The sequence below is a fragment of the Microvirga sp. VF16 genome, assembly GCF_016864375.1.
In the GTDB taxonomy this organism is placed as follows: Bacteria; Pseudomonadota; Alphaproteobacteria; order Rhizobiales; family Beijerinckiaceae; genus Microvirga.
Genome location: NZ_CP069357.1, coordinates 565,667 through 588,925, shown reverse-complemented (window position 1 = coordinate 588,925; position 23,259 = coordinate 565,667). Strand labels below are relative to the sequence as shown.

15 protein-coding genes are annotated in these 23,259 nt (G+C 58.6%); 2 read left to right on the top strand and 13 right to left on the bottom strand.

All coding sequences use genetic code 11. The annotated features are described in order from the left end of the window. Positions 1–5: 5 nt before the first annotated feature. From JO965_RS42015 to JO965_RS41955, 13 genes are all read right to left on the bottom strand, one after another. The gene (locus tag JO965_RS42015; RefSeq protein WP_246777230.1) at positions 6–1,649 is read right to left on the bottom strand and encodes an EAL domain-containing protein; all 1,644 of its coding nucleotides are present in this window, start codon (positions 1,647–1,649) and stop codon (positions 6–8) included. 358 nt (positions 1,650–2,007) lie between these two features. Beyond that, entirely contained in the window at positions 2,008–2,928 is a 921-nt protein-coding gene (locus tag JO965_RS42010) for a metallophosphoesterase (protein WP_203446968.1), read from the bottom strand. 286 nt (positions 2,929–3,214) lie between these two features. Further along, positions 3,215–3,451, bottom strand: a complete 237-nt coding sequence (locus tag JO965_RS42005) for a hypothetical protein (RefSeq protein WP_203446967.1) — start codon at positions 3,449–3,451, stop codon at positions 3,215–3,217. Positions 3,452–3,521: 70 nt separating this feature from the next. Then, positions 3,522–4,874 (bottom strand): M10 family metallopeptidase C-terminal domain-containing protein, encoded by a 1,353-nt coding sequence (locus JO965_RS42000; protein WP_203446966.1) that lies wholly within the window; start codon positions 4,872–4,874, stop codon positions 3,522–3,524. 1,032 nt (positions 4,875–5,906) lie between these two features. Continuing rightward, positions 5,907–6,716 carry a hypothetical protein gene (locus JO965_RS41995; RefSeq protein WP_203446965.1) on the bottom strand — a complete coding sequence of 270 codons (810 nt, stop codon included), beginning with the start codon at positions 6,714–6,716 and terminating at the stop codon, positions 5,907–5,909. An 83-nt stretch (positions 6,717–6,799) separates the two neighbouring features. Next, positions 6,800–10,549, bottom strand: a complete 3,750-nt coding sequence (locus JO965_RS41990; protein WP_203446964.1) for a vitamin B12-dependent ribonucleotide reductase — start codon at positions 10,547–10,549, stop codon at positions 6,800–6,802. 247 nt (positions 10,550–10,796) lie between these two features. Beyond that, a complete protein-coding gene (locus tag JO965_RS41985) occupies positions 10,797–11,009 on the bottom strand; it encodes a hypothetical protein (protein ID WP_203446963.1) in 213 nt (70 codons plus the stop codon). A gap of 118 nt (positions 11,010–11,127) precedes the next feature. Beyond that, positions 11,128–13,125, bottom strand: a complete 1,998-nt coding sequence (locus tag JO965_RS41980) for a hypothetical protein (protein ID WP_203446962.1) — start codon at positions 13,123–13,125, stop codon at positions 11,128–11,130. A gap of 187 nt (positions 13,126–13,312) precedes the next feature. Further along, positions 13,313–14,218 carry a hypothetical protein gene (locus tag JO965_RS41975; protein ID WP_203446961.1) on the bottom strand — a complete coding sequence of 302 codons (906 nt, stop codon included), beginning with the start codon at positions 14,216–14,218 and terminating at the stop codon, positions 13,313–13,315. 51 nt (positions 14,219–14,269) lie between these two features. Continuing rightward, a complete protein-coding gene (locus JO965_RS41970) occupies positions 14,270–14,596 on the bottom strand; it encodes a hypothetical protein (protein WP_203446960.1) in 327 nt (108 codons plus the stop codon). An 85-nt stretch (positions 14,597–14,681) separates the two neighbouring features. Next, positions 14,682–15,074 carry a hypothetical protein gene (locus JO965_RS41965; RefSeq protein WP_203446959.1) on the bottom strand — a complete coding sequence of 131 codons (393 nt, stop codon included), beginning with the start codon at positions 15,072–15,074 and terminating at the stop codon, positions 14,682–14,684. Between the two features lie 44 nt (positions 15,075–15,118). Then, complete coding sequence (locus JO965_RS41960) at positions 15,119–15,511, bottom strand: hypothetical protein (RefSeq protein ID WP_203446958.1); 393 nt, start codon at positions 15,509–15,511, stop codon at positions 15,119–15,121. A 114-nt stretch (positions 15,512–15,625) separates the two neighbouring features. Next, positions 15,626–17,938, bottom strand: a complete 2,313-nt coding sequence (locus tag JO965_RS41955; protein WP_203446957.1) for an AAA domain-containing protein — start codon at positions 17,936–17,938, stop codon at positions 15,626–15,628. Positions 17,939–18,246: 308 nt separating this feature from the next. Between JO965_RS41955 and JO965_RS41950 the strand changes: the two genes are divergently transcribed. Together JO965_RS41950 and JO965_RS41945 are read left to right on the top strand one after the other, a co-directional pair. Beyond that, on the top strand, positions 18,247–19,746 hold the full coding sequence (locus JO965_RS41950; protein ID WP_203446956.1) for a DNA polymerase Y family protein: 1,500 nt from the start codon (positions 18,247–18,249) through the stop codon (positions 19,744–19,746). Continuing rightward, a complete protein-coding gene (locus tag JO965_RS41945; protein WP_203446955.1) occupies positions 19,746–23,003 on the top strand; it encodes an error-prone DNA polymerase in 3,258 nt (1,085 codons plus the stop codon). Before JO965_RS41950 ends, JO965_RS41945 begins: the two co-directional genes overlap by 1 nt. Positions 23,004–23,259 lie beyond the last annotated feature (256 nt).

The following is a 23,259-nucleotide window of genomic DNA, read 5'->3' as shown; positions in this document are numbered from 1 at the left end:
GGGGATCATTGGACCGCCACCTCGCTGAGAAGCCGAACCCGAGTGGTCGGTAGCGGGATGACATTGTCATAGGCCGACGTGGCGATCTCACTTGCTGGGACTGGAGCGCCGAGGAAGTAGCCTTGAGCGTCAGTGAACCCTTCCTTGATCAGAAAGTTAAGTTCGTCTGCCGTCTCGACTCCTTCGGCGATGACGGGCAGACCCAAGCCGTCGCACAGGAGGCGCACGGCGCGAACGATCGACGCGGCCTGCTTATTGGCGTGAACCGCCTTAATGAACGACCGATCAATTTTGATCTTGTCGAGCGGAAACTCCCGCACGTTCGAAAGGGAGGAGTAGCCGGTTCCGAAATCGTCCATGGCGATAGAGACGCCGAGGGCTTTGAGCCTGTTGAGAGTCTCCAATGCCCGGTTCGGATCGCTGATGAGCGCGGTTTCTGTCACCTCAATCTCAAGCCGGCCGGGCGGGAGATTTGTCTCCGCCAGGACGTTGCTAACCAAATCGGCCAATCCGGTATCGATCAGCTGGCGCGCAGAAACATTGACCGCCACGGTGAGAGGCCGCTTCCAGGTTGCGGCTTCCTGGCAGGCACTGCGTAAAACCCATTCACCGAGAGTGAGGATGAAGCTGCTTTCCTCGGCAATCGGGATGAACAATCCGGGGGAGACATCTCCGCGGATGGGGTGGGTCCAGCGCGACAGAGCCTCGAAGCCCGTGACCTCGCCAGTCCGGATTTTGGCCTGAGGTTGGTAGACGAGATGAAACTGACCATCTTGGATCGCCTTTTGCAACTCCTCTTCGATGGTCCGGCGCTCGCGAAGCTGTTGGCCCATAGCGGGGTCGAAAAACCGGCAGGATCCGCTCTCTTCGTCCTTGGCGCGATGGAGAGCCGTGTCGGCATAGGTCAACAATTCGGCGCGATCGCTGGCATCCGATGGATACATGGCGATGCCGACACTAACGGAAATCGATCCAGGAAGGCCGATTTCGTTGGTGCCGGTGAAGACGTTCCTTTGCAGCCGCTCGACCAGGAGCCTGACCTCCGTCGGGCTCTCAATATTGGGCATCAGGATTGCGAACTCATCGCCACCAAGGCGTGCAAGGGTTTGGCCACGGCTTAGTGTTGCAGAGAGCTTACCTGCAACCTCACGAAGGGCATGATCGCCGGTGGTGTGCCCATAGAGATCGTTGATGTTCTTGAACCCATCGATATCAAGGCAGAGGATTGCCAGTTTCTGGCTCCTGGCCTGGTGGGCGGTGATCTCACGATCAAGCCTGTCGATGAAGTTGGCCCGGTTCTCGAGGCCTGTAACGAGATCCCGTGTGCGATTCCAACGGTCACGGATGCTCATACCGGCACCGATCCCCGTCAGAACGACGCCTGCAATGTAGGTTAACAGGGTCGGGTTGATGCCGAAGCCTTCTGGAGGAGCAGGCAATAACACCCGGTTGCCAACCCAATAGGTTGACCAGATGGCGAACAGACCTGATGAAACGGATATGCCTCCCAGAACAATACGCGAGAGGCCGCGGGCTTTGCGCGCCTGTGTCCATTGGTGAACGCTCGTGAGGCACGCAACGACGAGGGTCGCGAGCCCCATTGCGATCAGGAGAGCGGATCGCTCTGTGAAAACAAATTCATCAATCATTAGCATTTGATGCCCGCATCAACCTTCGAGCTGCAGCTGCCAACAAGCGGCTGAACTCGAAATCGATCAAATATGGCGATGGTGTCCAATATACCGGGTTCGCACCGGTATGGCGGGGCGGCATCATGCCTTTGGATCGGGCTCAAACGAGTGAGCTTCCAATCCGCCATGTGAAACTCAAATCAAGAAGTTTCGCTTGTCTGCTGTTTAATTCGGATTCACTCGACCCACAATCAGCCTAAGGGAAAATCGGCACAAGGGTTAATCCTACGGCCGAACCGAAAACATGTGATCAGGGCTTAGAGCCCTTCAGCTAACGAGGCGACGCAAGTCTACAGTTGCAGACTTGCGTCCTTGGTCAGCTGACGTACACTAACTTGCTGGGATCGAGCTCCGTCTCGCCATCCCACTGGTACGCGGCGAGATGGCCGCCCTTGGCCACGGAGTAGTCCAGGCAGAGCCGGCGCCGGTCGGTCAGGATTGGCTCACCCTGAAGCCAGTAGTGGCCAAAAAGGACCGGAGCTGAGTGGTCGTACGCTAGTCGGTCGGTCGGGCCGAGTTCGATGTCCGGCAGCAGAGCCGTCGTTTCCGGATCCACCAGAGCAGCGGTCTTGTAGGTAGTGGCAGCGTCGTCCCACCAGCGGATGCGCGTGTTGGTCCGCTCATGACCGTCCTTGTCGAAGAACGAAACACCTGGGGGCAGGGCGATCTCGAGCCCCTTGAGGAGAATTTCGACGGCATTGTGCGCCGGATGTCCTTTGGCAAAGGACGCATAGATCCCGTCGTGGGTGAGCGAGGCGTCATCGCGCACGAAATCCCGCATCACGGCAATCTCGCGGGAGTGCCAGCAAGCATGAATGATTCGAAGGCCATCGGTTTCCCACCAGAGTGGGAGCGTCGTGAACCAGTCGACCAGTTCCTTATGGAGGGGAGAGCCTTCGCCGACGGCTTCTAGGAACGCCCGATGCTGGGCTCGGTTCTTGGCACTGTGAGCCCGAAGCGGACGGGAGGGAACATCTGGATCGGTCAGGAACCAACCGATGGCATTGTGCTCATGGTTGCCCATCGTCACCAGAGCAAAGCCTTCGTCTCTCATGCGACGGAGAATGCGAACCGTTTCGATTTGCTCTGGGCCGCGGTCGATCAGGTCGCCGACGCTGATCAGGGTGCGATCCTGATGCTGCCAGGTGCCGTTCTTGAGCTTATAGCCAAGCTTGGACAGGAGGGCCGTAAGCTTGGAGGCGTGTCCATGGATGTCGGCGACAATATCAAAGCGCAATTCGAACTCCTTCCAGGCGCTCTTCGGCACCTAAAGCTTTGCCGTTCGTAGGTTGCGAACGGGCGCTCTTGAACATTTACCTTTTTGGGGATCTTGCTGACCCAAATTGCCAAGCTTCGCGGAGGAATTAAAGACGGATTTTCCGATTTGAATGCTTCGGGTTAACCAAATGTTAACCATACTGGCGATATCAAGGCAGCAACCGGGATGTGGGGCACTCGGCTGACGTGGTTAAGGGGTGGCGCGGATGTACCGTCACCCCTGGCCACTGTCGGAAGATGATTTTTCAATCCCTGCTGTAGGCCAGCGAAATCCCAGGCGGCAGCGGCCCAAGATCCAGTTCGCCGGCGATGTCGACGAGGCGATCATAGTTATTCCCAATTGCATTCATGAGAACGTGCTCGAATTCGGCGACGGTCTCGCGTTCGCTCGGAATGCAATCGTGCCAGCCGCGATCTTCGGCTTCCTTGAGCCGCTTCCGGCGGGCTTCCATTTCAGTGATATATTCTCGAAGGGTCGGCATCGGTTTCGCGAACTCCTAACTTCATCTGCCCGAAACAAAAAAGAGAGGCCTGACTGGCCTCCCTCTTGGGTTAGAGCATGAAGTAGGCGGCTTTCATCGACGTGACGCCTTTTACGCCGATATAGTGATCGGCGGCACCGTCTCCATTGGAATCAATAACGAGCGCGTCCGAGACGGTGTTGTAGTAGAACTGACCGGCCTTATGAGCGTTCAGCTTCCAATCGCCAGAGGAGTTGCCGAGGAAGGTCAGCTTCTGACGGCCCCCGACATCAACGTTGGCATCGAAGCTCCGGAAGTTGATCTTGTCGTCTTTCCGGAAATCATAGACCCGGTCGAACGAGTTCAGGTCGCCAAGGTCTCCGTAGGAGTTGAACTTGAACTGGTCCTTCCCAGATCCGCCGTAGAGCCGGTCGGCTCCGGCGCCACCCCAGATGGTATCGTTGCCGGTGCTGCCCGACAGATAGTCCATGCCGTCGCCGCCGCTAAGGAGATCGTTGCCCGAGTCTCCGTAGAGCCTGTCGTCGCCAGCGCCGCCGTACACCTTGTCATTCCCGGCACCGCCTTTGAGAGAATTGTTCTCTAAGTTGCCGGTGATGGTGTCGTTGTACTTCGAGCCCTTTGCGTTCTCGATGGTGGTCGACTGACCGATCACGGCCTGGCCGTCGGAGATCAGCGAGCTGGACTTCTTGTTGATGTAGCTCCAGCCTCCAGCACCGAGGTTGATGGCCACCTTGTACTTGGCACCCGAGGCATCCAGGGTATCGACTCCGCCGGCATCTAAGATGAGCTTGTCGTTGCCCAGCTTGTAGGTGTTGTTGCCGAGGCGAACCTGTGGGGTCCCATAGATCTCCTGGAGCGCCATGATGTCATAGACGCCCAACTTGTTGTCGGGCCCGGTGTAGGAGTAGCCCATCGCCGACGAGGCAAGCTCCTTGCCCTTCAGCGCGTACGGACCCTCGAAGGGATGCTGAAGTCCAAGAGCATGGCCGACTTCGTGCAGGATAGTATGGATGCCTTGGCCGCCCTTGGTGCTGTATTTGATAAGGCTATCTGCCCAGACCTGGGCTTGTTCGAAGCGGCCTAACGGCTTGTTGTAGTAAATGGCGTCAGCAGCGCCGACAGTATCGCCCTCCATGTCGTACTGACCAAAGGCAATCAGTGAATTCGCTGCGTCGGATTCAACGAAGGTTACGTTCGCGATCGTGGAAATATACCCGAGGGCCGCATAAACAGTGGCTTTCTCTTGAGCCGAGTAGGTCGAAAACGTTGCTTGCTTCCTGCTGCTGGTGCTGCCTTCGGGCAGCGCAGTCATGAAGGAGAAGGTGATGACAGCCCCTTCGCCATCGGCCTTATTGGCATAGTCGCGATAGAGTTCATTGTCTTGGTTGACACCACGAAGGGCGAGGATAGCTCGGGCCGACATATTGTTTCTTTCTTATTCCAGAAGCATGAGCAAGCGGGCGCACTTGTAATGCATCAAACCGAAATAGAATGGCATGATACAAAACCGTTTGGACCGCCTGCGGTCAAGCTATTTCGGTTCCATTTTGGGGATTTAGTTTCCCGTCCTAATAAGGACGTCATCTCGACCTTCCGCTGGCTTGTGCACCACTGGTAACGGGTCATTAAAAATTAATAAGTGTGGCAAACAGGGTTTGCGGACTTGTATAAAAAAGGGGCGCTCTCTAGCGCCCCAAATTTGGTGTTCGAAGTTCAGGCGAAGAGCTCTGCCTGCTCGATTACAGGTTTCGCCGCGGCTGCTTCTAAGGCAAGTTGTCTTTGAACACGCGGACTGTGCATCCCGACTTTTAGGCGCCTTCGCTCCTGTTCGGAGCGATCGATATAGTCCTGGATTGTGCCATCCCGAACGGCCTCACACATCTCGCGGGAGCCGGTGGCGATCAAACGGCTCCCAGAGAACAGATAACTTGGTCCGTTCTCGACGTCGACGATAGTCACGGGCTGCGTCTCCTTAGATATGAGCCCCTCGGATTTTGATCCGAGGTTTAGTCGCCGGCTGGCGACCTGGATGGGATCGATCGGCGACATAGGATCCAGCCGCTCTGGCACTCGAGAATACGCCTTCGAATTTCCCGTCGATGTAGAGCCCAACGTGATCGGAGCCACGGATGGGGGTCAGATCGTATGTTCGCTCGGGTCGAGGCTTCCTAGCTGGCACCGTCCGCACGATCTTGAGAGCTGACGCCTGGGTGAGGGCGGCGCTGGCGTCGTCGAATGACCCGTGGGAGGCGCCATCAATGAATAATTCAACCCGTGAGCCGTCGAGCTGCACCAATTTGATCTGACCGGAAATCGAACAATGCCGGACCTTGCTATTCAGCTTTCGACTGAATGTGGTGCGGTTTCCATAGGAGCCGGTTTTCGAACATTTCCGCATGACTAGGATCGATTTGGATATGGGGCAAATGGTGAGGAAAGCAGATCGGACTTGGGCTCAGCAGCCCCGAGAATAGAAAGTTCCGGTGTGGCTGCCGTTCAGATTGCGGGTTGGAACGAAACCAGACCTTGGCAAGTGTGGGACACCTGAGCCAGGCTCTACCTCGGCCAGATTGACCCGGTAGTAGGTTGCCCTATCCGCTGTTGTCATCCCGGTGACCTCGTAGGCATGGAGATAGCAGCTAAGGAGCTTGTACTGCCCCTCGGCCACCCTCCTTACTTCGGCACGCATATCCTGCTGGACAGGCGTGCAGCTTCCGGGCTGGTCACACCAGCGGTCGAAGTTGTCGACGACATGCACAAGGCTCTCATACGGAATCACTGCTTCCGCCGGAGTGAGGACCCAAAGAGGTCCCATTTCAGAGGAGATCTCTGACCAAAGACCATTCGGGCCTAGTGTGCTCTGGGAGTACGAGACAAGGCCATAGGCGGAATAGCCATATTCCCCCACCTCGACGCTGTACTGAGTTCCGTTAGTGAACTGCAGGACCCACGGGCCGACCTGGTGACAGGCAGGGCTATCCTCAACCCCAGCGCAGTTGGCGTTCGTCATCGTTAGTTCACCAACGCTGGAACCGCCTGGCCTGTCGTAGACGGGAAGTGGACGATAGGCTGTTTTGAACGCGAACCCTTCGATCGGAAAAAGCGTCGGCGGCGAGACAAACGAGATGACGGCTTTGCTTGATCTCGGTTGGGGCACAGTGTCTGGCGCGACCGACCCGAAGCTGGCTCCATTCGCCAAGGCCGCGATCGGATGTGCTACGCTTATGAGGCTAGAAAGGACGAAGTGAGTCAACCAGATGTTCATGGCTCAGTGTCCGGGAGTTATGGGAGCGAAGGCCACTTGCGTTGTGACCTTCACTCGTTTGCGTCATCCGAGGTGAGTTCTCCCTACCCGCAACCGCCGCTTGAGTTACATTCTAGGCACGTCGTACATTTCCCCGTTCTAATAACCCGCAAGCTTCCGCATGAGCCGCATGCCTCACCGATGAACCCTTGGTTCTTAGCGATGCTGAGTTTTGTCGCCATATCATCGTTGGCTTGTGTGTGAACCGGAGGCTGAAACGGCAGACTCTCGACCGGGTGCATCGCCAATGCGGCGTTGCCGTCGACTTGAGGCATCAGCGCCGCTGATGAGATGGCAACGGTTTGAGCAACCGTCTGGACATCGGAGCGAACAAATCCACGGGAGATCGGGAGAACGACACCAGTAGGATCGGACGAAGTGCCATCATTCTTGCCGAGACCGACAGTTGTCGGTGCATTCTCCGGCTCCACGTGAGCGAGGTCGTTGCGGCCGAGATAGGACACGGCGAGCTCGCGGAACACGTAGTCGAGGATCGAGGTCGCGGACTTGATGCGATCGTTGTTCTGGACGAAGCCGGCCGGCTCGAAGCGCGTGAAGGTGAAAGCCTCGACGTATTCCTCCAGCGGCACGCCGTATTGCAGGCCGAGCGAGATCGCGATGGCGAAGTTGTTCATCATCGCCCGGAAGGCGGCGCCTTCCTTGTGCATATCGATGAAGATCTCGCCGAGGCGGCCGTCGTCGTATTCGCCAGTCCGGAGGTAGACGCGATGTCCGCCGACCGTTGCCTTCTGGGTGTAGCCCTTGCGGCGGTCGGGCATGCGCTCACGGTCTCTGACCTTCACGATACGCTCGACAACCTTCTCGACCATGCGCTCGGAGATCTGAGCCACCTTAGCGGCCGCGGGGAGGGCGGCCACCGCTTCGGCGGCATCCTCCGCATCCTCGTCTTCATCGGCGATGAGGGCGGAGTTGAGCGGCTGCGAGAGCTTGGAGCCGTCGCGGTAGAGGGCGTTCGCCTTCAGGCCCAACTTCCAGGACAGCATGTAGGCGTTCTTGCAATCCTCGACCGTGGCGTCGTTGGGCATGTTGATGGTCTTGGAGATCGCGCCCGAGATGAAGGGCTGCGCCGCCGCCATCATGCGGATGTGGCTCTCGACCGAGAGATAGCGCTTGCCGATCTTGCCGCAGGGATTGGCGCAATCGAAGACCGGGTAGTGCTCAGTCTTAAGATGGGGTGCTCCCTCGAGAGTCATCGCTCCACAGATGTGGATGTTCGCGGCCTCGATGTCGGCCTTCGAGAAGCTTAAGTAAGAGAGCAGGTCGAAGGACGGATCGTTGAGCTTGTCCGCCGGGACCTTGAGGATGCCGGTCAGAAAATCCTCGCCGAGCGTCCAGCGGTTGAAGACGAACTTGATGTCGAAGGCGCTCTTCAGGCCCTTCTCCACCGCGTCGATCTTCTCGTCCGAAAAACCCTTGGCGCGCAGGGAGCCGGGGTTGATGGCGGGCGCTTGGCGCATGGAGCCGTGGCCGACCGCATAGGCCTCAATCTCGGCGATCTCGTGCTCGCGGTAGCCGAGCGCGCGGAGCGCATCGGGCACCGCCCGGTTGATGATCTTGAAGTAGCCGCCGCCGGCGAGCTTCTTGAACTTCACCAGGGCGAAGTCGGGCTCGATGCCGGTGGTGTCGCAATCCATCACGAGGCCGATCGTGCCGGTCGGCGCGATCACGGTAGCCTGCGCGTTGCGGTAGCCGTTCTTCTTACCAAGGTCCAGAGCTGTGTCCCACGCTTCTTTGGACTCGGCGGCAAGGTGGCTGCCGAGGGCGTTCCAGGCCTCATTCAGAGGTCCGGGACGGTTCAGGGTATCCACGTCGAGCGGGACCAAGCTGGTGGACAGCCCATCGTACCCGTCCAGAGCGCCGATGGCTGCGCGGCGGTGATTATACATCACCCGCAGCATGTGCTTGGCATTCCTCTCGTATTGCGGGAACGGTCCAAGCTCTCCAGCCATCTCGGCCGAGGTAGCATAGGAGACGCCGGTCATGATCGAGGTGAGGGCGCCTGCAATGGCTCGTCCTTCATTGGAATCGTAAGGCAGGCCCATTGTCATGAGCAGGCCGCCGATGTTCGCGAAGCCGAGGCCCAGCGTGCGGTACTCGTAGGAGAGTTGCGCGATCTTCTTGGATGGAAACTGCGCCATCATGACGGAGATTTCGAGCACCACCGTCCAGAGGCGGCAAGCGTGCTTGAAGTCGGCGATGCTGAAGGTGTTTCCTTGACGGTCGAAGAACTGCAGCAGGTTGGCGGAGGCGAGATTGCACGCCGTGTCGTCCAGGAACATGTATTCCGAGCACGGGTTCGAGGCTCGGATGCGGCCACCCTCAGGGCTGGTGTGCCAGTCGTTCATGGTGGTGTTGAAGTGCAGGCCCGGATCGGCGGACGCCCAGGCGGCATAGCCGATCTGCTCCCACAGGTCGCGAGCCTTCAGGGTTTTCATGACGTGGCCACCACGACGAGCCGTCAGGTGCCAGTCGGCATCGTTCTCGACGGCGCGGAGGAACCCCTCAGTTACGGAGACCGAATTGTTAGAGTTCTGGCCTGAGACGGTCAGGTAGGCTTCCGAGTCCCAGTCGGTGTCGTAGATCGGGAAGTCGATGTCGGTATAGCCCTGCTTGGCGAACTGGATGACGCGCTTGATGTAGTTGTCCGGGATCATGACCCGGCGGGCGAACTTGATCTCCTTCTTCAGGGCCGGGTTCTTCTCCGGATCGAAGCAGGCATCGCCCTCGGCCTCGCAGTTCACGCAGGCCTTCAGGATGGCTTTCAGGTGCTTGGAAGCGAGTTTGGAGCCCGTTACCAACGCGGCTACCTTCTGCTCCTCCTTCACCTTCCAGTCGATGTAAGCCTCAATGTCGGGGTGATCGACATCGATCACCACCATCTTGGCGGCGCGGCGCGTGGTGCCGCCCGACTTGATCGCGCCGGCAGCCCGGTCGCCGATCTTGAGGAAGGACATCAGGCCGGACGAGCGGCCACCGCCGGAGAGCTTCTCGCCCTCGCCTCTCAGGTACGAGAAGTTGGAGCCCGTGCCCGAGCCATACTTGAACAGGCGGGCCTCACGGACCCACAGGTCCATAATGCCGCCCTCGTTCACCAGGTCGTCCTCAACGCTCTGGATGAAGCAGGCATGCGGCTGCGGATGCTCGTAAGACGATTTGGACTTTGTCAGCTTGCCGGTCTTGTAGTCGACATAGAAATGACCCTGGCTCGGACCATCAATGCCGTAGGCCCAGTGCAGGCCGGTGTTGAACCATTGCGGGGAGTTCGGCGCCACCATCTGATTGCCGAGCATGTAACGCAGCTCGTCATAGAAGGCCTGGGCGTTTTCTTCTTCCCAAGCAGCCACTTCTTCAGGGATCAAAGAGCGCTTGAATGGGTCATTTTCCGGAAAACGGAAATAGCCGCCCTTCCAGCCCCAGTAAGTCCAGCAGCCAGCCAGCCGATCGAAGACCTGCTTGGAGGAAATCTCGGAGCCGAAGCGCTGATCCTCGGGGAGAGCGGCGAGCGCGTCCTCATCCGGCACGGAGCGCCAAAGCCAGGAGGGGACATCGTTCTCTTCCACCTTCTTCAGTCGTGCCGGGACCCCGGCCTTGCGAAAGTACTTCTGAGCAAGGACGTCCGCGGCGACCTGGCTCCAGGCCTCTGGCACCTCGATGTTCTCGAGCCTGAAGACGACAGAGCCATCCGGATTGCGGATCTCGCTCGTGGCGAGCCGGAAGGCGAGGGCAGCGTAGGGCGACAGCCCTGCGGTGGTAAAACGGCGCTCGAAATGCATCGTGGGCTAATCCTTACTTCGGAGATCTCAATCTCCGGGCCGCGGGAGCGGCTCATTGATGAGTAGTCTCAGGGTCTTTCGCTTCCCGTTGGAGGGCATACCCGAAGCGACCCAGAGAGCGCTCTGGAACACCGCAAGTATGATTTGCGAAATAAATTGTACTTTAAGTGCGTGATAATTCCAAAGACGATCAAGCCCTGACGAGGATCAAGGCGAAAATGTCCTTAATTTTCGTGACTTTGGTCTCTCAGGAGAGAAGACGGCGGCGATCGATGTGCCTGCACCGGATCGCAAATTGGATCGCCTTCGAGGCGCCGCCGACGTGGCAAATGGCTTCGGCAGCGGCCAGGAAGTCATCTCTGTAAGTCCGGCGAGTATAGATGGCCGAATGCGTCTCGGACTGGCTAAATCCAGCGAGGCTCATGGCCTGCTGCAGACGCGGAAGGGGCCGACTGATCATGGGAGGTCTCCGGATCCAGATTTTGGGGTTTGGTTCTGGTCAGTGGATCTCGAGATCACCTGATCTAAATGGGTCTTGGTCTATCCCTTGTGGGTGGGAAAAGGGCGGTGCACTCCCTTTAGGAAAGCACCGCTGCATCGATTTGAGCCTGGGCATAGTAGCGATAGGCCTCTTCGGTCGGTCCTTTGAGGGTCCTTCGCGCAGCCTCGATTTCGTTTCGGACATGTTTAAGGCTAGCCAGACCGCTCCTCATCTGGCTCTCAAGCCGACGCTTCTCGGTCCTGAGCTCCTGGTCGACCCGGGCCGTGTCTGCGGGATCGATAGGCAGGGTAGGGGCGTAGATGAAATCGCGCTCTATGGACGTCCGCCAAGCGAGGAGGCTTTCGAGCAGGCGGTTGCTCAGGCCGGGGATGGCGTGGAAACGCTTGATATCGATATCGGCAGCGGTTTCGATTCCATAGGAGGCGAGGAAGATCTGCCGTTCCGTGGTCAGAGCCTCTATTCTTGCCTCAGCAATCCGGTAGCCATCGAGGTAGCGGTTCCTTTGCAGCGCCCAATGATTGTCTTTGAGCTCCTCATGACGACGGTTCCGGAGAGCTGGAAGTTGGTCCCAACTGTCGCGAAGCTCTTGAAGGAGAGTCTTCTGACGGGAGAACTCTTCTGAGCTCGCCCTGAGTGTCCACTCGGCCTCCGCAGCCTCCCACTTGAGTTTGCCTCGCTCTAAGCGACGCCTGATGGCAGCCTCATCATCCTCGGTGTCAAACAGACCGTGGGTGACAAAGAATGCGAGGATCCCCGCACCGATGAACCACATCGGGTGAATGGCCTCGATCTTGGTGAAGATGCCTAAGGTGATCAGGCCCAATCCGATGCCCCCCGCCGCCAGATGGGCAAGGTTCCCTTTGCGGCGGACCGCTAAAGCCGCTTCCGAAGGAGCCGAGTCAAGGTCGAGAACATTGGGCGCCTCACCTGGGGGGTCGAGGGCTTCGGCTTCCCGCCAGAGGGTCTCGAAGTCAGCGTGTTCCCCGAAGAGGACTTCCTCGGCCAAGAAACTTGAGGCTGCCCCATCGTCGGAGGACAGACGACACCATGGGCACGAAGTTGCTGTGTGGTGCCAATGGGATGCGTTGGCGCGGCAAGGCTTCAGACTTTGCTCCAGGCGGCTGAGGGCAGCCATCCATTCGCGCGCTGACGGACGTCCCCCCTTGACCGCAGGTTTTCCGAATGCCCGGTCGAACAGGGCGGCAAGCTCCGGCCCCACGATTGAGAGGGAAGGGGTCTTTGGCGGTGGCTCCATCATATGGACGCTACGACGCGAGCCATATGGGAAGCGAAACTCAGCGATCGCTCTTGAGATCGGCATGTCACCGTCCCCGAGGTAGCGTCCTGCGAAGGGATGGCGTCCGGCAAAGAGCAACTGGAATATCAGAACGGCCAGGGCGAAATTGTCATGGTTAACGCTGCGGACTAGCCCACCAAACGGCTTGTCTTGAAGTTCGGGGGCAAGCAGCGTTACCTGCGCGGCTTCTCCGACCACAGAATCGATCATGTCGATTTGGAAGGTGTCGCAGCCTGTGAGAATGACCGATGCATCCTGTCCGACCAGAATATTGGCGGGATTTACGTTTCCAACGATGCATCCGGCTTTGATCACGGCGTTGAATGCCCGGGCGAGATTGGTCGAGACCCGGACGAGAAATCTCCAGTCGGCATTGGGAAAGCGCGCGAGCTGCCCTTTAGGGCTGGAGAGCGTCGAGATGGGGAAGCGCCCTCTGACCAAGGGCATAAGGAAACCGATTGGCTCGTCGCTATCCTTTGGATAGAGCAGGGCGGTGGGCCAGGCCGTGACTTTCCTTAGCTCACTGTTGTTGAGCTGGAGCATCCCCTTTAGCCGGGCAGTCATGTGCGGACTAGGGCCGCCCCGGAGCACTTTGGCGGCAAGCCATCCGTCGGCTGGGACACGATAGATCGCCCCACCGTTAGTGTCGGAGAGCATTTCGCCGAGCGGGAATGGAACTCCAGCCTCGTCGGTCACCTGGGGTGCGTTGAGGTTAACAGCGATGCTTTCTCCTGAAGGGAGCCGCCGGTCCATCGGAAGGGCAGGGCTTAGATGCATCGCGCAAGATCCTCATATGACGCGGCCGACGTACATTCACGTGAATGCGAAGGGCACGATAGAGGATCGACCTGTTAATTGGAATTTACGATTTAAAACAGCGTAAACGCCAGCCGCTCTGCGCTCGACCGGCGGCTAATTTCGCGCAACGAAGCCCTTGCCGCGAGTGGGCTCGATACCCCTACGATTATGAGAGGAGGGATACTTCGTTGCGCGCCTTCTGGTATCGGTCGAATTCCAGGCTCAAGATCTCGGCGCCACGGGAGCGAACCTTCTGGATCCGTGCGAGCGTTTTCTCGAGGTCGGCGATCCCGAGCCTCAGCTGGAGTTCCAGATCCCTTGCTTGAGCTGCGATGTCTGCTTTGACGCCATCGACCTGCGCCGGCAGGAGTGGCTCGGTAGGATCGAATTGGAACCCGCTCTGCAGCGTTCTGCGCCAATCGACTAGAGTTTTCCCGATTGAGGGGCCAATACCCTGAATGCGGGCCAAGTTTTCGACCGTTGTAATGTCGGCTGCCGTCTTGATGTTCGCCTCTCGGAGGGTCTTCAGACGCCCATCGCCAACGTTGAAAATGTCGGCCTCATGGATTGGAAATCCGGATAGAAATTGCTGGCGTTGGGCATCCCATTGGACGTCTTTGAGGGACTCCATCTTCTCCTCTTCGAGGTCAGGAAGACTGTTCCATTCATTCCGGAGGTCCAACAGTTGGAGCTTCTTGGTGTCGAATGATCGCGGGCCAGCGCATTGCTCCCATTCGGTCTCGACACTCTTCCATTCAGCCTCGGCACCGTGGAGCCGCTTCTGGAAGGCACTGGTGTCTGTAGGAATTGCTAGGACACAGCAGAGACAGAGGAGGCCGACCCCTCCAACAGACCATAGCGATACTGGGTCTCCTCCAGCGAGGCTGAGGATCGGGAGAAGGATAAAAGCCGTCCAGGCAAGGGCGAGGGCGACCTGGCGGGTATCGAGAAGGCGCCGAAAGAACCGCGCTTGGCGTGACGGGAGGATCGTGGATGCTTGGGGCTTCGGGGCGGGCCCTGGGTGAGGAATGGCCTCGACCCGTTGCCAGAGGACTTCGAAATCGGCTGTCATGGGGCTCTGGGGAAAAACGTTAAGGTGGCTCCGGCGGCCCGGAGTGCGGCTCTAATGAAGGAACGTCTGCGGCGGCGCAGCATCCTGAACTTCGGCCGCTCCGGCGATGAGCAGCACCTCCGACGTTACAAGCGCACGGAAGCTGACGAGATCCTCATAAAGAGTTCCAGCTTGCAGGAAGGCGCGTTCCCAAGCAGCGTCGTTATTCCCGGCGGTTCTGAGCCGGGAGAACGTAGACGCAATCCCGTCCCGCAATTGTTCGGCGCGCCTTTCTAGCGCGTGCATCTCGGCGCCCATATCCTCGGCGGCCTCAATCTGCTCATCGATCTCGTCGAGGATTCCGATTTGAAGGTTCCAGAGCGTCTCGATCTCTTTCATTAGGATATCGGATGCAAGCGGAGCAATGTGAAGGTCTGTCACGGGAGGGAGGGTATTCATCGATTTTTCCTATTATCCGCGGCAGTTAGTGAAATGAGTTAATCTCAACTGCACTGTCGTGCTGTTGGATCCCAGCAAGCCACTCCTTAAGCGCTTTGGCACGCTCGGGTGCTTGTCGAGAGATTTCCGCTTCTATGCAATCAACGAGCCGAAGGTATTTCCCACCTAGGAGCGTTGCGTGATTCACGACTAATCCAGCAAGAGAGTCTGGATCGCTCGCTGCTTGGAGGCGGGTATTCAATGTTGAGATTTCCTCCCGGGTCCACTCGAAGTCTGACCTGTCGAAGGGAGGTTTAAGGTTCAACTCCTCCAACATGGCGTATAAAGCCTCGTTTCGGGCAAGCATCTCGCTCAAGGTCTGGTTGATCTCAGCTATTGTTGGGTCGAGAGGCCGATTGCTTTCAGGTGAGTTGATCATTCTTTCTCGCTTCGAACTGTGATGAGTTGTGAGACTAAATGCGTCTAGGGAAGTGCCTCGCGGGCTACGGATGCGAAGCACCGCCGCATGCTATTGAGCGTCTTCAGCAGATCTTTTCCGGTCTTGCTCGTATAGCGCTGAAAATGGACTTCGAGGCCATCCATCAATTGGGTGTATAACTGGTTGATTGCGCCAGCCATCTCTTTGCCTGCACCGATGTCTGGATTCGGATTGTCTGCAGCGAGCACGCTTTGTTGGAGGATCAAAAATTCCCGGCGGAGCCGCGTGAGCTTCGAACGTCTGAAGGGACGTTGAATCTTCATCTTCATCATGAGATCAAAACCGTCCTCAGCGATCTCGAGCATTGTCGAAATGACGGTCGTGAGGATGTCGACCTTCTTCCGGACCGAGGCACGCACTTTGGGGGAGGGACTCAATGCATATCTCCTGTGTTGGGCGCAACGTTATAATTTCGCATAAGATTAGTTATGGAACCGGGGGGAAGATTCCGAAAGTGATATCAACGGCTTATGCGGGTCCATCTGCATTACCTACAGGTCGATTTTCACCAGCGAAGCCTTGGACATGACGCGGTAGACGCCGTCAGCCATCTTCTCAGGATCGGCTCGCCACTCGTCGATTGGGATACGACAGAGCTGCCATCCAGCGTTCTTGATGCGTGCAATGTCCGAAGCCTCTTGCAGAGGCGAATAGAGCCCAGTGATGTAGAAACTTATGACGTACCGGTGTGGGTCGTCTTTCTCGAACCCGGCCACGAAGCGTGGGAATTTGTGAACGAAGTACCGTTCGAACTTGAGCCGCTTCTGCATCAGGCGGAACGCTAACTCGAGATCATCTCCCGGGTTAGATTCGTCTAACGGGACGAGGCTTGGTCTGATCTCGGAGCAGTTCTGAACTTCCCTCCAATACTTCCTGAATGACTCCGCGCCATCACTACTGGCGTCAGCAAGCAACTCCATTTCGAAAGAATGATAGACGACTGTCTTCCACTTTGACCGCGTTGCAAGCACATTGACGCGGTTCGCGGCTCCAGGCTGTGAGAGAACGCCCAGATTCGCGATGAAGCGCTGCTTCCGGTCTCGGCCATAAGTTGTCGAAACGAGGATAATATCACGCTCGTCGCCTTGGACATTCTCAAGAGCTTTGACGAAGTGCCTCCCGTGCCCGTTTGTTCCGGCAAGGTCGAGCTCGGATAGGCTCTGTCGTTCCAGCGCCTCGGGGAGCAGAGTAAGGATTAGATCGCGTTGATTTTCATTGAGCGTGATAATTCCCACAGAACGGGGAGTACCTCCGAGTGGATTTCTCCTCCGCGAATTGTTCGCTTTCGCGATTTCTAGTGCATCTGAAATTAGGGCATTGGCTTCAACAACGTTATCCCCGGCTCCACCTCGGTCGTAAACCGCGTCGGACACGAACTTAAAGGCAGTTCCAAGCGATCCGTTGCGCAGCGGGGATGGAATGATGTCGAGCTGTCCGCGATAGTAGTTCTTGTTCGAGAAGAGGATGAGGCTCTCATGCTTAGAGCGGTAATGCTGCTTGAGAAGCCTTGACGGCAAGTTTGAGGCGACAGCGTGATCCAGGAGACTGTGGATCATGGTTGCTGAAACTTGAGTCTGGCCGACCCGTGCGAACAGGTTGCTCGGCGCCATCTGCTGCGAGTCACCAATCACGATGATCTGGTCTGCCAACGCAGCGACGACAGCGGAATGAGCCAGCCTCATCTGAGATGCCTCATCGACGATGAGGGTGTCGAATGAGACTCCAGGAGGGATTTTAAGGGCGGCGACTGCCGGAGTTGCGACTGCGAACTGAGCCTCAGGTCCTAATGGCGCTCCTCCCTCAGTGAGGAGGACTGGGCACGGAATGCCTTGAACGTTCTTCGGCCAGCGATCGGCAATTACTTCCAGTGCAGCGGTTTTCTCCGCCGAGACAAGAACACGCTTTCCATCATTGAGTAGATTGGCGACGACGTTGACGATAGTTTGCGATTTGCCGGTTCCGGGCGGGCCCTGAAGAACGAAGGACTCCCCTGCCCTGGCGGCAGTGACCACCTCGTCCTGGCTTAAGTCGGCATCGACAATATGCAGGTTTGGCGTTTTGAGATGATTTCTCGTGCTCGCCGGACTTAAGCCTGCGAGAATGCGAAGCGCACCAACTTCGGTTAGGTGCGGTCGAGCGGAAATATCCACGGCCCGGTGCATGGCAGCACTTTTGCCAGCATACAGGTTAAGATTGACCCGAGGCTTATAGCCGAGGATTGCGATGCCGCCGGGTTTTACCGGCTCAACAGCATGTGCTTTCACAACCAATGCGCGAGATGGCGGCTTGGTCGGGTCGATCCCGACAGTGCATCCGAATGAATCTGCAAAAAGTGGAAAGGTTTCGTTCGGCTCAAGCGGCCCGGCCTGCGTGATCGTGAGATCATTCGTGACCGTAACCGGTATGGTAAACATTGGAGCTGTCCGGTTTGCGCCGTCGGCGTCCTTCCACTCAATCATGCCGAGAGCAAGCCGGCGGGTCTCGATGCCTTGTTCGCTGGCGATGATCTCCGCATCAGCGATCAACGAGATAATTGAGCGGCGAAGATCTGCGGCCGATCGCTGAGACTCTTGAGCCAGCGGGAGAATGTCAGACCCGATCTTACCTGCGGCGTCTGGTTGAGCGAAGAACTCAACCAAGGCATCAGGGTCGACCGCGAGATCGATCGAACGCCCACGCGAGCTCGCGGCGGGAAGAGAAATCATCTTATTCCGCAGACCCAAATCTGTCAGAGCCCGGTATGCATCCGTAATGAAAGTCATGACGGGATCGGGGCAAGAGGCGATTTCTGCCTGCTGAATCAACGTGGAGGGTCCTGGCATTTGGTTTCTGAAATCGGAAATGATTTGCGTAATTTCTCCCTTTTATAGCAGACCGTTTCCCAGTTGGCACGGTGTCTCCGCGATTTGGTGACCGCTGCGTTAAGGGTAAACAAATCATGGATGATCCCGATTTGTTCACGCTATTCACAGGACTGACTCCGTCTCAAAGGGATCCTATTCCTCGCGTCCGACGTTCGCCTTATGTTCCGCGAAGCTGGAGTGAATCGGCCGCTAGGTGCCGATCCTCCCGTCGGGATTGCTTTGTCTGAAGGTTGGCGCAGGGGGTTTGAATGAGGCGGATGGTGTCCGTGTATCTTCCGACCTGGTCAACGGACCGGGTTAGGCGGCATGGCGGCCCTCCCCCCGATGAGCCTCTGGTCACGGCCCTATCAATCGGATCTGCGCGGCGGATTGGGTGCGCTTGCTCCAAGGCGTTGGAGTTGGGTCTTGGTCCAGGGCTTCCGATTGCCCAGGCACAAGCCCGTGTTCCGAACCTCCATGTGATTGACGCCGCGCCAGAGGAGGACAGGGCTGCTTTGGAGCGGTTGGCGCGGTGGGCCATCGCCTATTCACCCGTCGTCGCCCTCGACCCGCCGGACGGAATTTGGATCGACATCGCGGGTGTGGCCCATCTCTTTGGCAGCGAGGAGAAGCTTCTCGAGCACCTGTTGGGGCGTCTTTCAGGTCAAGGGATCAACGCGAAGGCTGCGATCGCTGATGCTCCGGGTACTGCATGGGCGGTCGCCCGCTATCGTGGCGGGGGCATCGTTCCAGTGGGCCGAAGCGTCGAGGCCGTGGCAACCCTGCCGGTTGCCGCTTTGAGGATCCCTCCTCAGACCGTGGCCACGATGCAAAAGCTTGGGGTCGATCGTGTCGGTCAGCTTGCGGCTATGCCTCGGGCGCCGATGGTTCGGCGCTTCGGGAAAGACGTGGCGCTCAGGCTCGACCAGGCGCTGGGTCATGCCTTTGAACCGATCAACCCGCTGATCCCGCACGAAACGGCAATGGCGAGCCGCGCATTTGCGGAGCCGATCGGCCGGCTGGAGCATCTTCAGCAAGTGGTCAGGCACTTGGCCGAGGACCTGTGCGGCCAGCTTGTCAAACGAGGTCAGGGTGTGCGGCGATTGGATTTGATCCTCCGTCGGGTCGACCAGAAGGGGGCCTCGCTGCGGGTCGGAACGGCCAAAGCGACCCGGGAGCACGCTCACCTCGCAAAACTCTTCGATGAGCGACTGGAGACCGTCGATCCAGGCTTCGGCATTGAGGAGATGGTTCTTGTGGCGAGCAAGGTCGAGCCATTCGCCGAAGCGCAGGTGGAGGCCAGGGGCATCGACGCAGCTGAAACGCAGGATGTGGACCTGAGCCGTCTTGTTGACCGGCTCAGCGCGAAAGTGGGCAGCGCCCGCGTCTATCGCTTGGCCCCTGTTCAGACCTTGGTGCCTGAGCGGATGGTAAAGCGGATCTCACCGCTTGCTCCGCCAACTGGGGAAGTCTGGCCCGAGAACCTGCCGCGGCCGACCCGTCTGCTCGATCCACCGGAGCGCGTGGTGGCGACGGCCCTTGTCCCGGATCACCCCCCTGCCCTCATCGTTTGGCGCAAGATCCGGCATAAGGTGGTCAATGCCGATGGTCCGGAACGGATCGCGCCTGAGTGGTGGGCAGGAGATAAGGATGGCCCCTCTCGGGACTATTACCGAATTGAAACCGATCAGGGTGGCCGGTTCTGGATCTTCCGCGATGCTCCCATGGCTGAGGGCGGTCGGTGGTGGGTGCATGGGTTCTTCGGCTGATGTACGCCGAATTACAGGTCACCACCCACTTCAGCTTCCTGCGAGGAGCTTCCAGTCCGGCCGAACTCTTCGAGCAGGCGAAGCTCCTTGGGATCACGGCACTGGGAATTGTCGATCGGAACTCGCTTGCTGGGATCGTCAGGGCGTATGAGGCCTCACGGGAAACGGGCGTCCGCCTTGTCGTCGGCTGCCGGCTGGATCTGACAGACGGCACCTCGCTGCTGGTGTATCCGACGGATCGCGCCGCCTATTCGCGCCTTTGCAGGCTCCTGAGTGTCGGCAAGAGCCGGGCTGGCAAGGGGCGCTGCCTTCTCACCTGGGAGGATGTTATCGCATGGCAGGAGGGCCTTTTGGCCATTCTCCTCGGCGACAATGCGGATGAGGAGCTTAAGACGAACCTGGCGCGCCTTAAGGCGACCTTTGGCGATCGGGCCTACATGGCTCTCATCCGCCGTTTTGCCCCCAACGAGCACTTGCGCCTTTATCATGTCGAGCAGGCCGCACAGGCGGCGAAGGTGCCGACGGTTGCTATGGGCGACGTCCTCTACCACCAACCATCCCGACGTCGCCTGCAGGATGTGGTGTCGTGCATCCGTCAGCGGTGCACTATCGACGAAGCCGGGTTTCGGCTTGATCGCCATGCCGATCGCTTCCTCAAGGACCCGGCGGAGATGCAGCGCCTGTTCGAGCGTCACCCTGAGGCGTTCTGGCGTGTCGGTGAAATCCTCGACCGGTGCACCTTCTCCCTGGACGAGCTGCGGTACCAATATCCGTCTGAAACGGACCCGGGCGAGACAGCCCAGGAGAAACTCGAGCGCTTGACCTGGGAGGGAGCGGCCAAGCGCTATCCGGACGGCATTCCGGATGTGGTCGCGGCAACCTGCCGTCATGAACTCCATCTGATCGAGGAATTGGAGTATGCGCCCTACTTCCTGACGGTCCATGCGATCGTGAGCTTCGCGAAGTCCCGGGGAATCTTGTGTCAGGGGCGGGGCTCGGCCGCGAACTCCGCCGTCTGCTACGTCCTCGGCATCACCTCCATCAATCCCACCGAACACGATCTGCTCTTTGAGCGCTTCGTGTCCCAGGAGCGCCGGGAGCCGCCGGACATCGACGTGGATTTCGAGCATGAGCGGCGGGAAGAGGTGATCCAGTGGATCTATGACACCTATGGCCGGCACCGTGCCGCTCTGACTGGCGTAGTGATCACCTACCGCGCCCGTGGCGCCGTCCGTGAGGTCGGCAAGGTTCTTGGTGTGCCGGAGGATGTGACGGCAGGCTTGTCCGGTCTGGTCTGGGGCTGGGGCAACGAGGGTGTGACCGACAAGGAGGCGAAGGAGCTCAACCTCAATTTGAGCGACCCGCGTCTTCGGATGACCCTGGAACTCGCCTCCGAGCTGATCGGAGCGCCGCGCCATCTCTCCCAACACCCGGGCGGCTTCGTCCTGACCCAGGAACGCCTCGACGATCTGGTGCCGATTGAACCGGCAGCAATGGAAAATCGCCAGGTGATTGAATGGGACAAGAACGACATCGACACTCTGAAGTTCATGAAGGTCGATGTGCTGGGCCTGGGGATGCTCGGCTGCATGCGTCGTGCCTTCGATCTCCTGCGGGAGCACAAGCAGATCGAGCAGGATCTGGCGTCGATCCCGGTCGACGATCAAAAGACCTATGAGATGATCCAGAAGGCGGACACGGTCGGCGTGTTCCAGATCGAGAGCCGCGCTCAAATGGCGATGCTGCCCCGGATTAAGCCGGCGAACTTCTATGACATCGTCATTCAGGTGGCGATTGTTCGCCCTGGGCCGATCCAGGGCGATATGGTGCACCCCTATTTGCGCCGTCGGGAGGGGCACGAAAAACCGGAATATCCTCGCCCGGAATTGCAGCGCGTTCTGGAGAAAACCCTGGGCGTGCCGCTGTTTCAGGAACAGGCAATGCGGGTTGCCATTGAGTGCGCCGGGTTCACCCCTTCCGAGGCAGATCAGCTTCGGCGGGCTATGGCGACCTTCAAGCTGACGGCCGGCGTGACCAAGTTTCGGGATAAGCTGGTCCATGGAATGATTGCCCGCGGCTATGACGGGGAATTCGCCGAACGAACTTTCAAGCAGCTCGAAGGCTTTGGCTCTTACGGCTTCCCGGAGAGCCATGCAGCGTCGTTTGCCAAGATCGCCTATGCCTCCTCATGGATGAAAAGGCACCATCCGGACGTGTTCTGCTGCGCGATCCTGAATGCGCAGCCAATGGGCTTCTACGCTCCGGCGCAACTGGTCCGGGATGCAAAGGCCCATGGGGTCGAGATCCGGCCCATCGATGTGAATCACTCCCGGTGGGATTGCACCCTGGAGCCGACGCGGAACCGCCACCGATTTGCAGTTCGGTTGGGTCTTCGCCTGGTGCACGGCCTGGCCAACGTCGATGGCGGCATGATCCCGATCGCACGAAGCGACACACCGTATACATCCATCGAAGAGCTGTGGCGCCGGGCGGAAATCCCGGTGATAGCTCTTGAGCGCCTGGCCGAGGCCGATGCCTTCGGCTCTCTTGGCGTCAACCGGCGCGATGCGCTCTGGACGATCCGTGGTCTCTCTGATGAGGTCATGCCGCTGTTCGCGGCTGCCGACGAACGGGACCGGGTTATCCGGTCGGAGAGCATTGAGCCGGCCGTGGAGCTCACGCCAATGACCGAAGGGCGGGAGGTGGTTGAGGATTACCGCTCAAAGGGACTGACGCTGCGTCAGCATCCCCTCGCCTTCCTGCGCGGCGAGTTGCGCGAGCGCCGGATCCATAGTTGCGCGACACTGCGGCGGGTCCGGGACGGGCAGCGCTTGACGATTGCCGGCATGGTGTTGGTACGCCAGAAGCCCGGCTCAGCCAAAGGCGTGATGTTCATGACGATCGAGGATGAAACCGATGTGGCAAACATCATTGTCTGGCCGTCCCTCTTCGGGAAGCAGCGCCGTCTGATCCTCTCATCCGGCATGATCGGCGTGCGCGGGCGTTTCCAGCGAGAGGGCGGCGTGACGCATCTGATCGCTGAGCATCTGATTGACCTGACAGATCTGATGCGCAGCGTCGGCGACCGGAATGACCCCTTCAGCATGCGCCATGGACGTGGTGATGAGGCGAAGATCGGGACCCGTGATCGTCTGCGTGAGGGAACGAGGGAGATCGCCATCCCGCCGGCGGCTGAACTGCCGGAGAAATTAGCCGAGGTGCCGATCATCCGGGTTGCGGCTCGCGATTTCCATTGAAAGAGCGGCTAAGTGTTTGAAAATCGAAACGTTTGGCCGAAAAGCGACTGGACCTGCTCTTTCCGGGGGCACGCCGAAGCGCAACTTCCCATGCGCTCCGGCGTTTGATATATTCCCAGGAAGGGACAGGTGCTGCTAACACCTGCCTCTCCCCCTGTTTTACAGGGTGGACCCCTTACGGGGCGCTTCGGTTACCAGAAGAATGGCGGGACGAGTGTGATTGTGAAGGTCCACTCGTCCTTTCCATTTCTGGTGA

Excerpts from the sequence above, each read along its gene's own strand:
- JO965_RS42015 (WP_246777230.1), bottom strand. The coding sequence starts at position 1,649 with ATGATTGATGAATTTGTTTTCACAGAGCGATCCGCTCTCCTGATCGCA.
- JO965_RS42005 (WP_203446967.1), bottom strand. The coding sequence starts at position 3,451 with ATGCCGACCCTTCGAGAATATATCACTGAAATGGAAGCCCGCCGGAAG.
- JO965_RS42000 (WP_203446966.1), bottom strand. The coding sequence starts at position 4,874 with ATGTCGGCCCGAGCTATCCTCGCCCTTCGTGGTGTCAACCAAGACAAT.
- JO965_RS41995 (WP_203446965.1), bottom strand. The coding sequence starts at position 6,716 with ATGAACATCTGGTTGACTCACTTCGTCCTTTCTAGCCTCATAAGCGTA.
- JO965_RS41990 (WP_203446964.1), bottom strand. The coding sequence starts at position 10,549 with ATGCATTTCGAGCGCCGTTTTACCACCGCAGGGCTGTCGCCCTACGCT.
- JO965_RS41985 (WP_203446963.1), bottom strand. The coding sequence starts at position 11,009 with ATGATCAGTCGGCCCCTTCCGCGTCTGCAGCAGGCCATGAGCCTCGCT.
- JO965_RS41980 (WP_203446962.1), bottom strand. The coding sequence starts at position 13,125 with ATGCATCTAAGCCCTGCCCTTCCGATGGACCGGCGGCTCCCTTCAGGA.
- JO965_RS41975 (WP_203446961.1), bottom strand. The coding sequence starts at position 14,218 with ATGACAGCCGATTTCGAAGTCCTCTGGCAACGGGTCGAGGCCATTCCT.
- JO965_RS41970 (WP_203446960.1), bottom strand. The coding sequence starts at position 14,596 with ATGAAAGAGATCGAGACGCTCTGGAACCTTCAAATCGGAATCCTCGAC.
- JO965_RS41965 (WP_203446959.1), bottom strand. The coding sequence starts at position 15,074 with ATGATCAACTCACCTGAAAGCAATCGGCCTCTCGACCCAACAATAGCT.
- JO965_RS41950 (WP_203446956.1), top strand. The coding sequence starts at position 18,247 with ATGAGGCGGATGGTGTCCGTGTATCTTCCGACCTGGTCAACGGACCGG.
- JO965_RS41945 (WP_203446955.1), top strand. The coding sequence starts at position 19,746 with ATGTACGCCGAATTACAGGTCACCACCCACTTCAGCTTCCTGCGAGGA.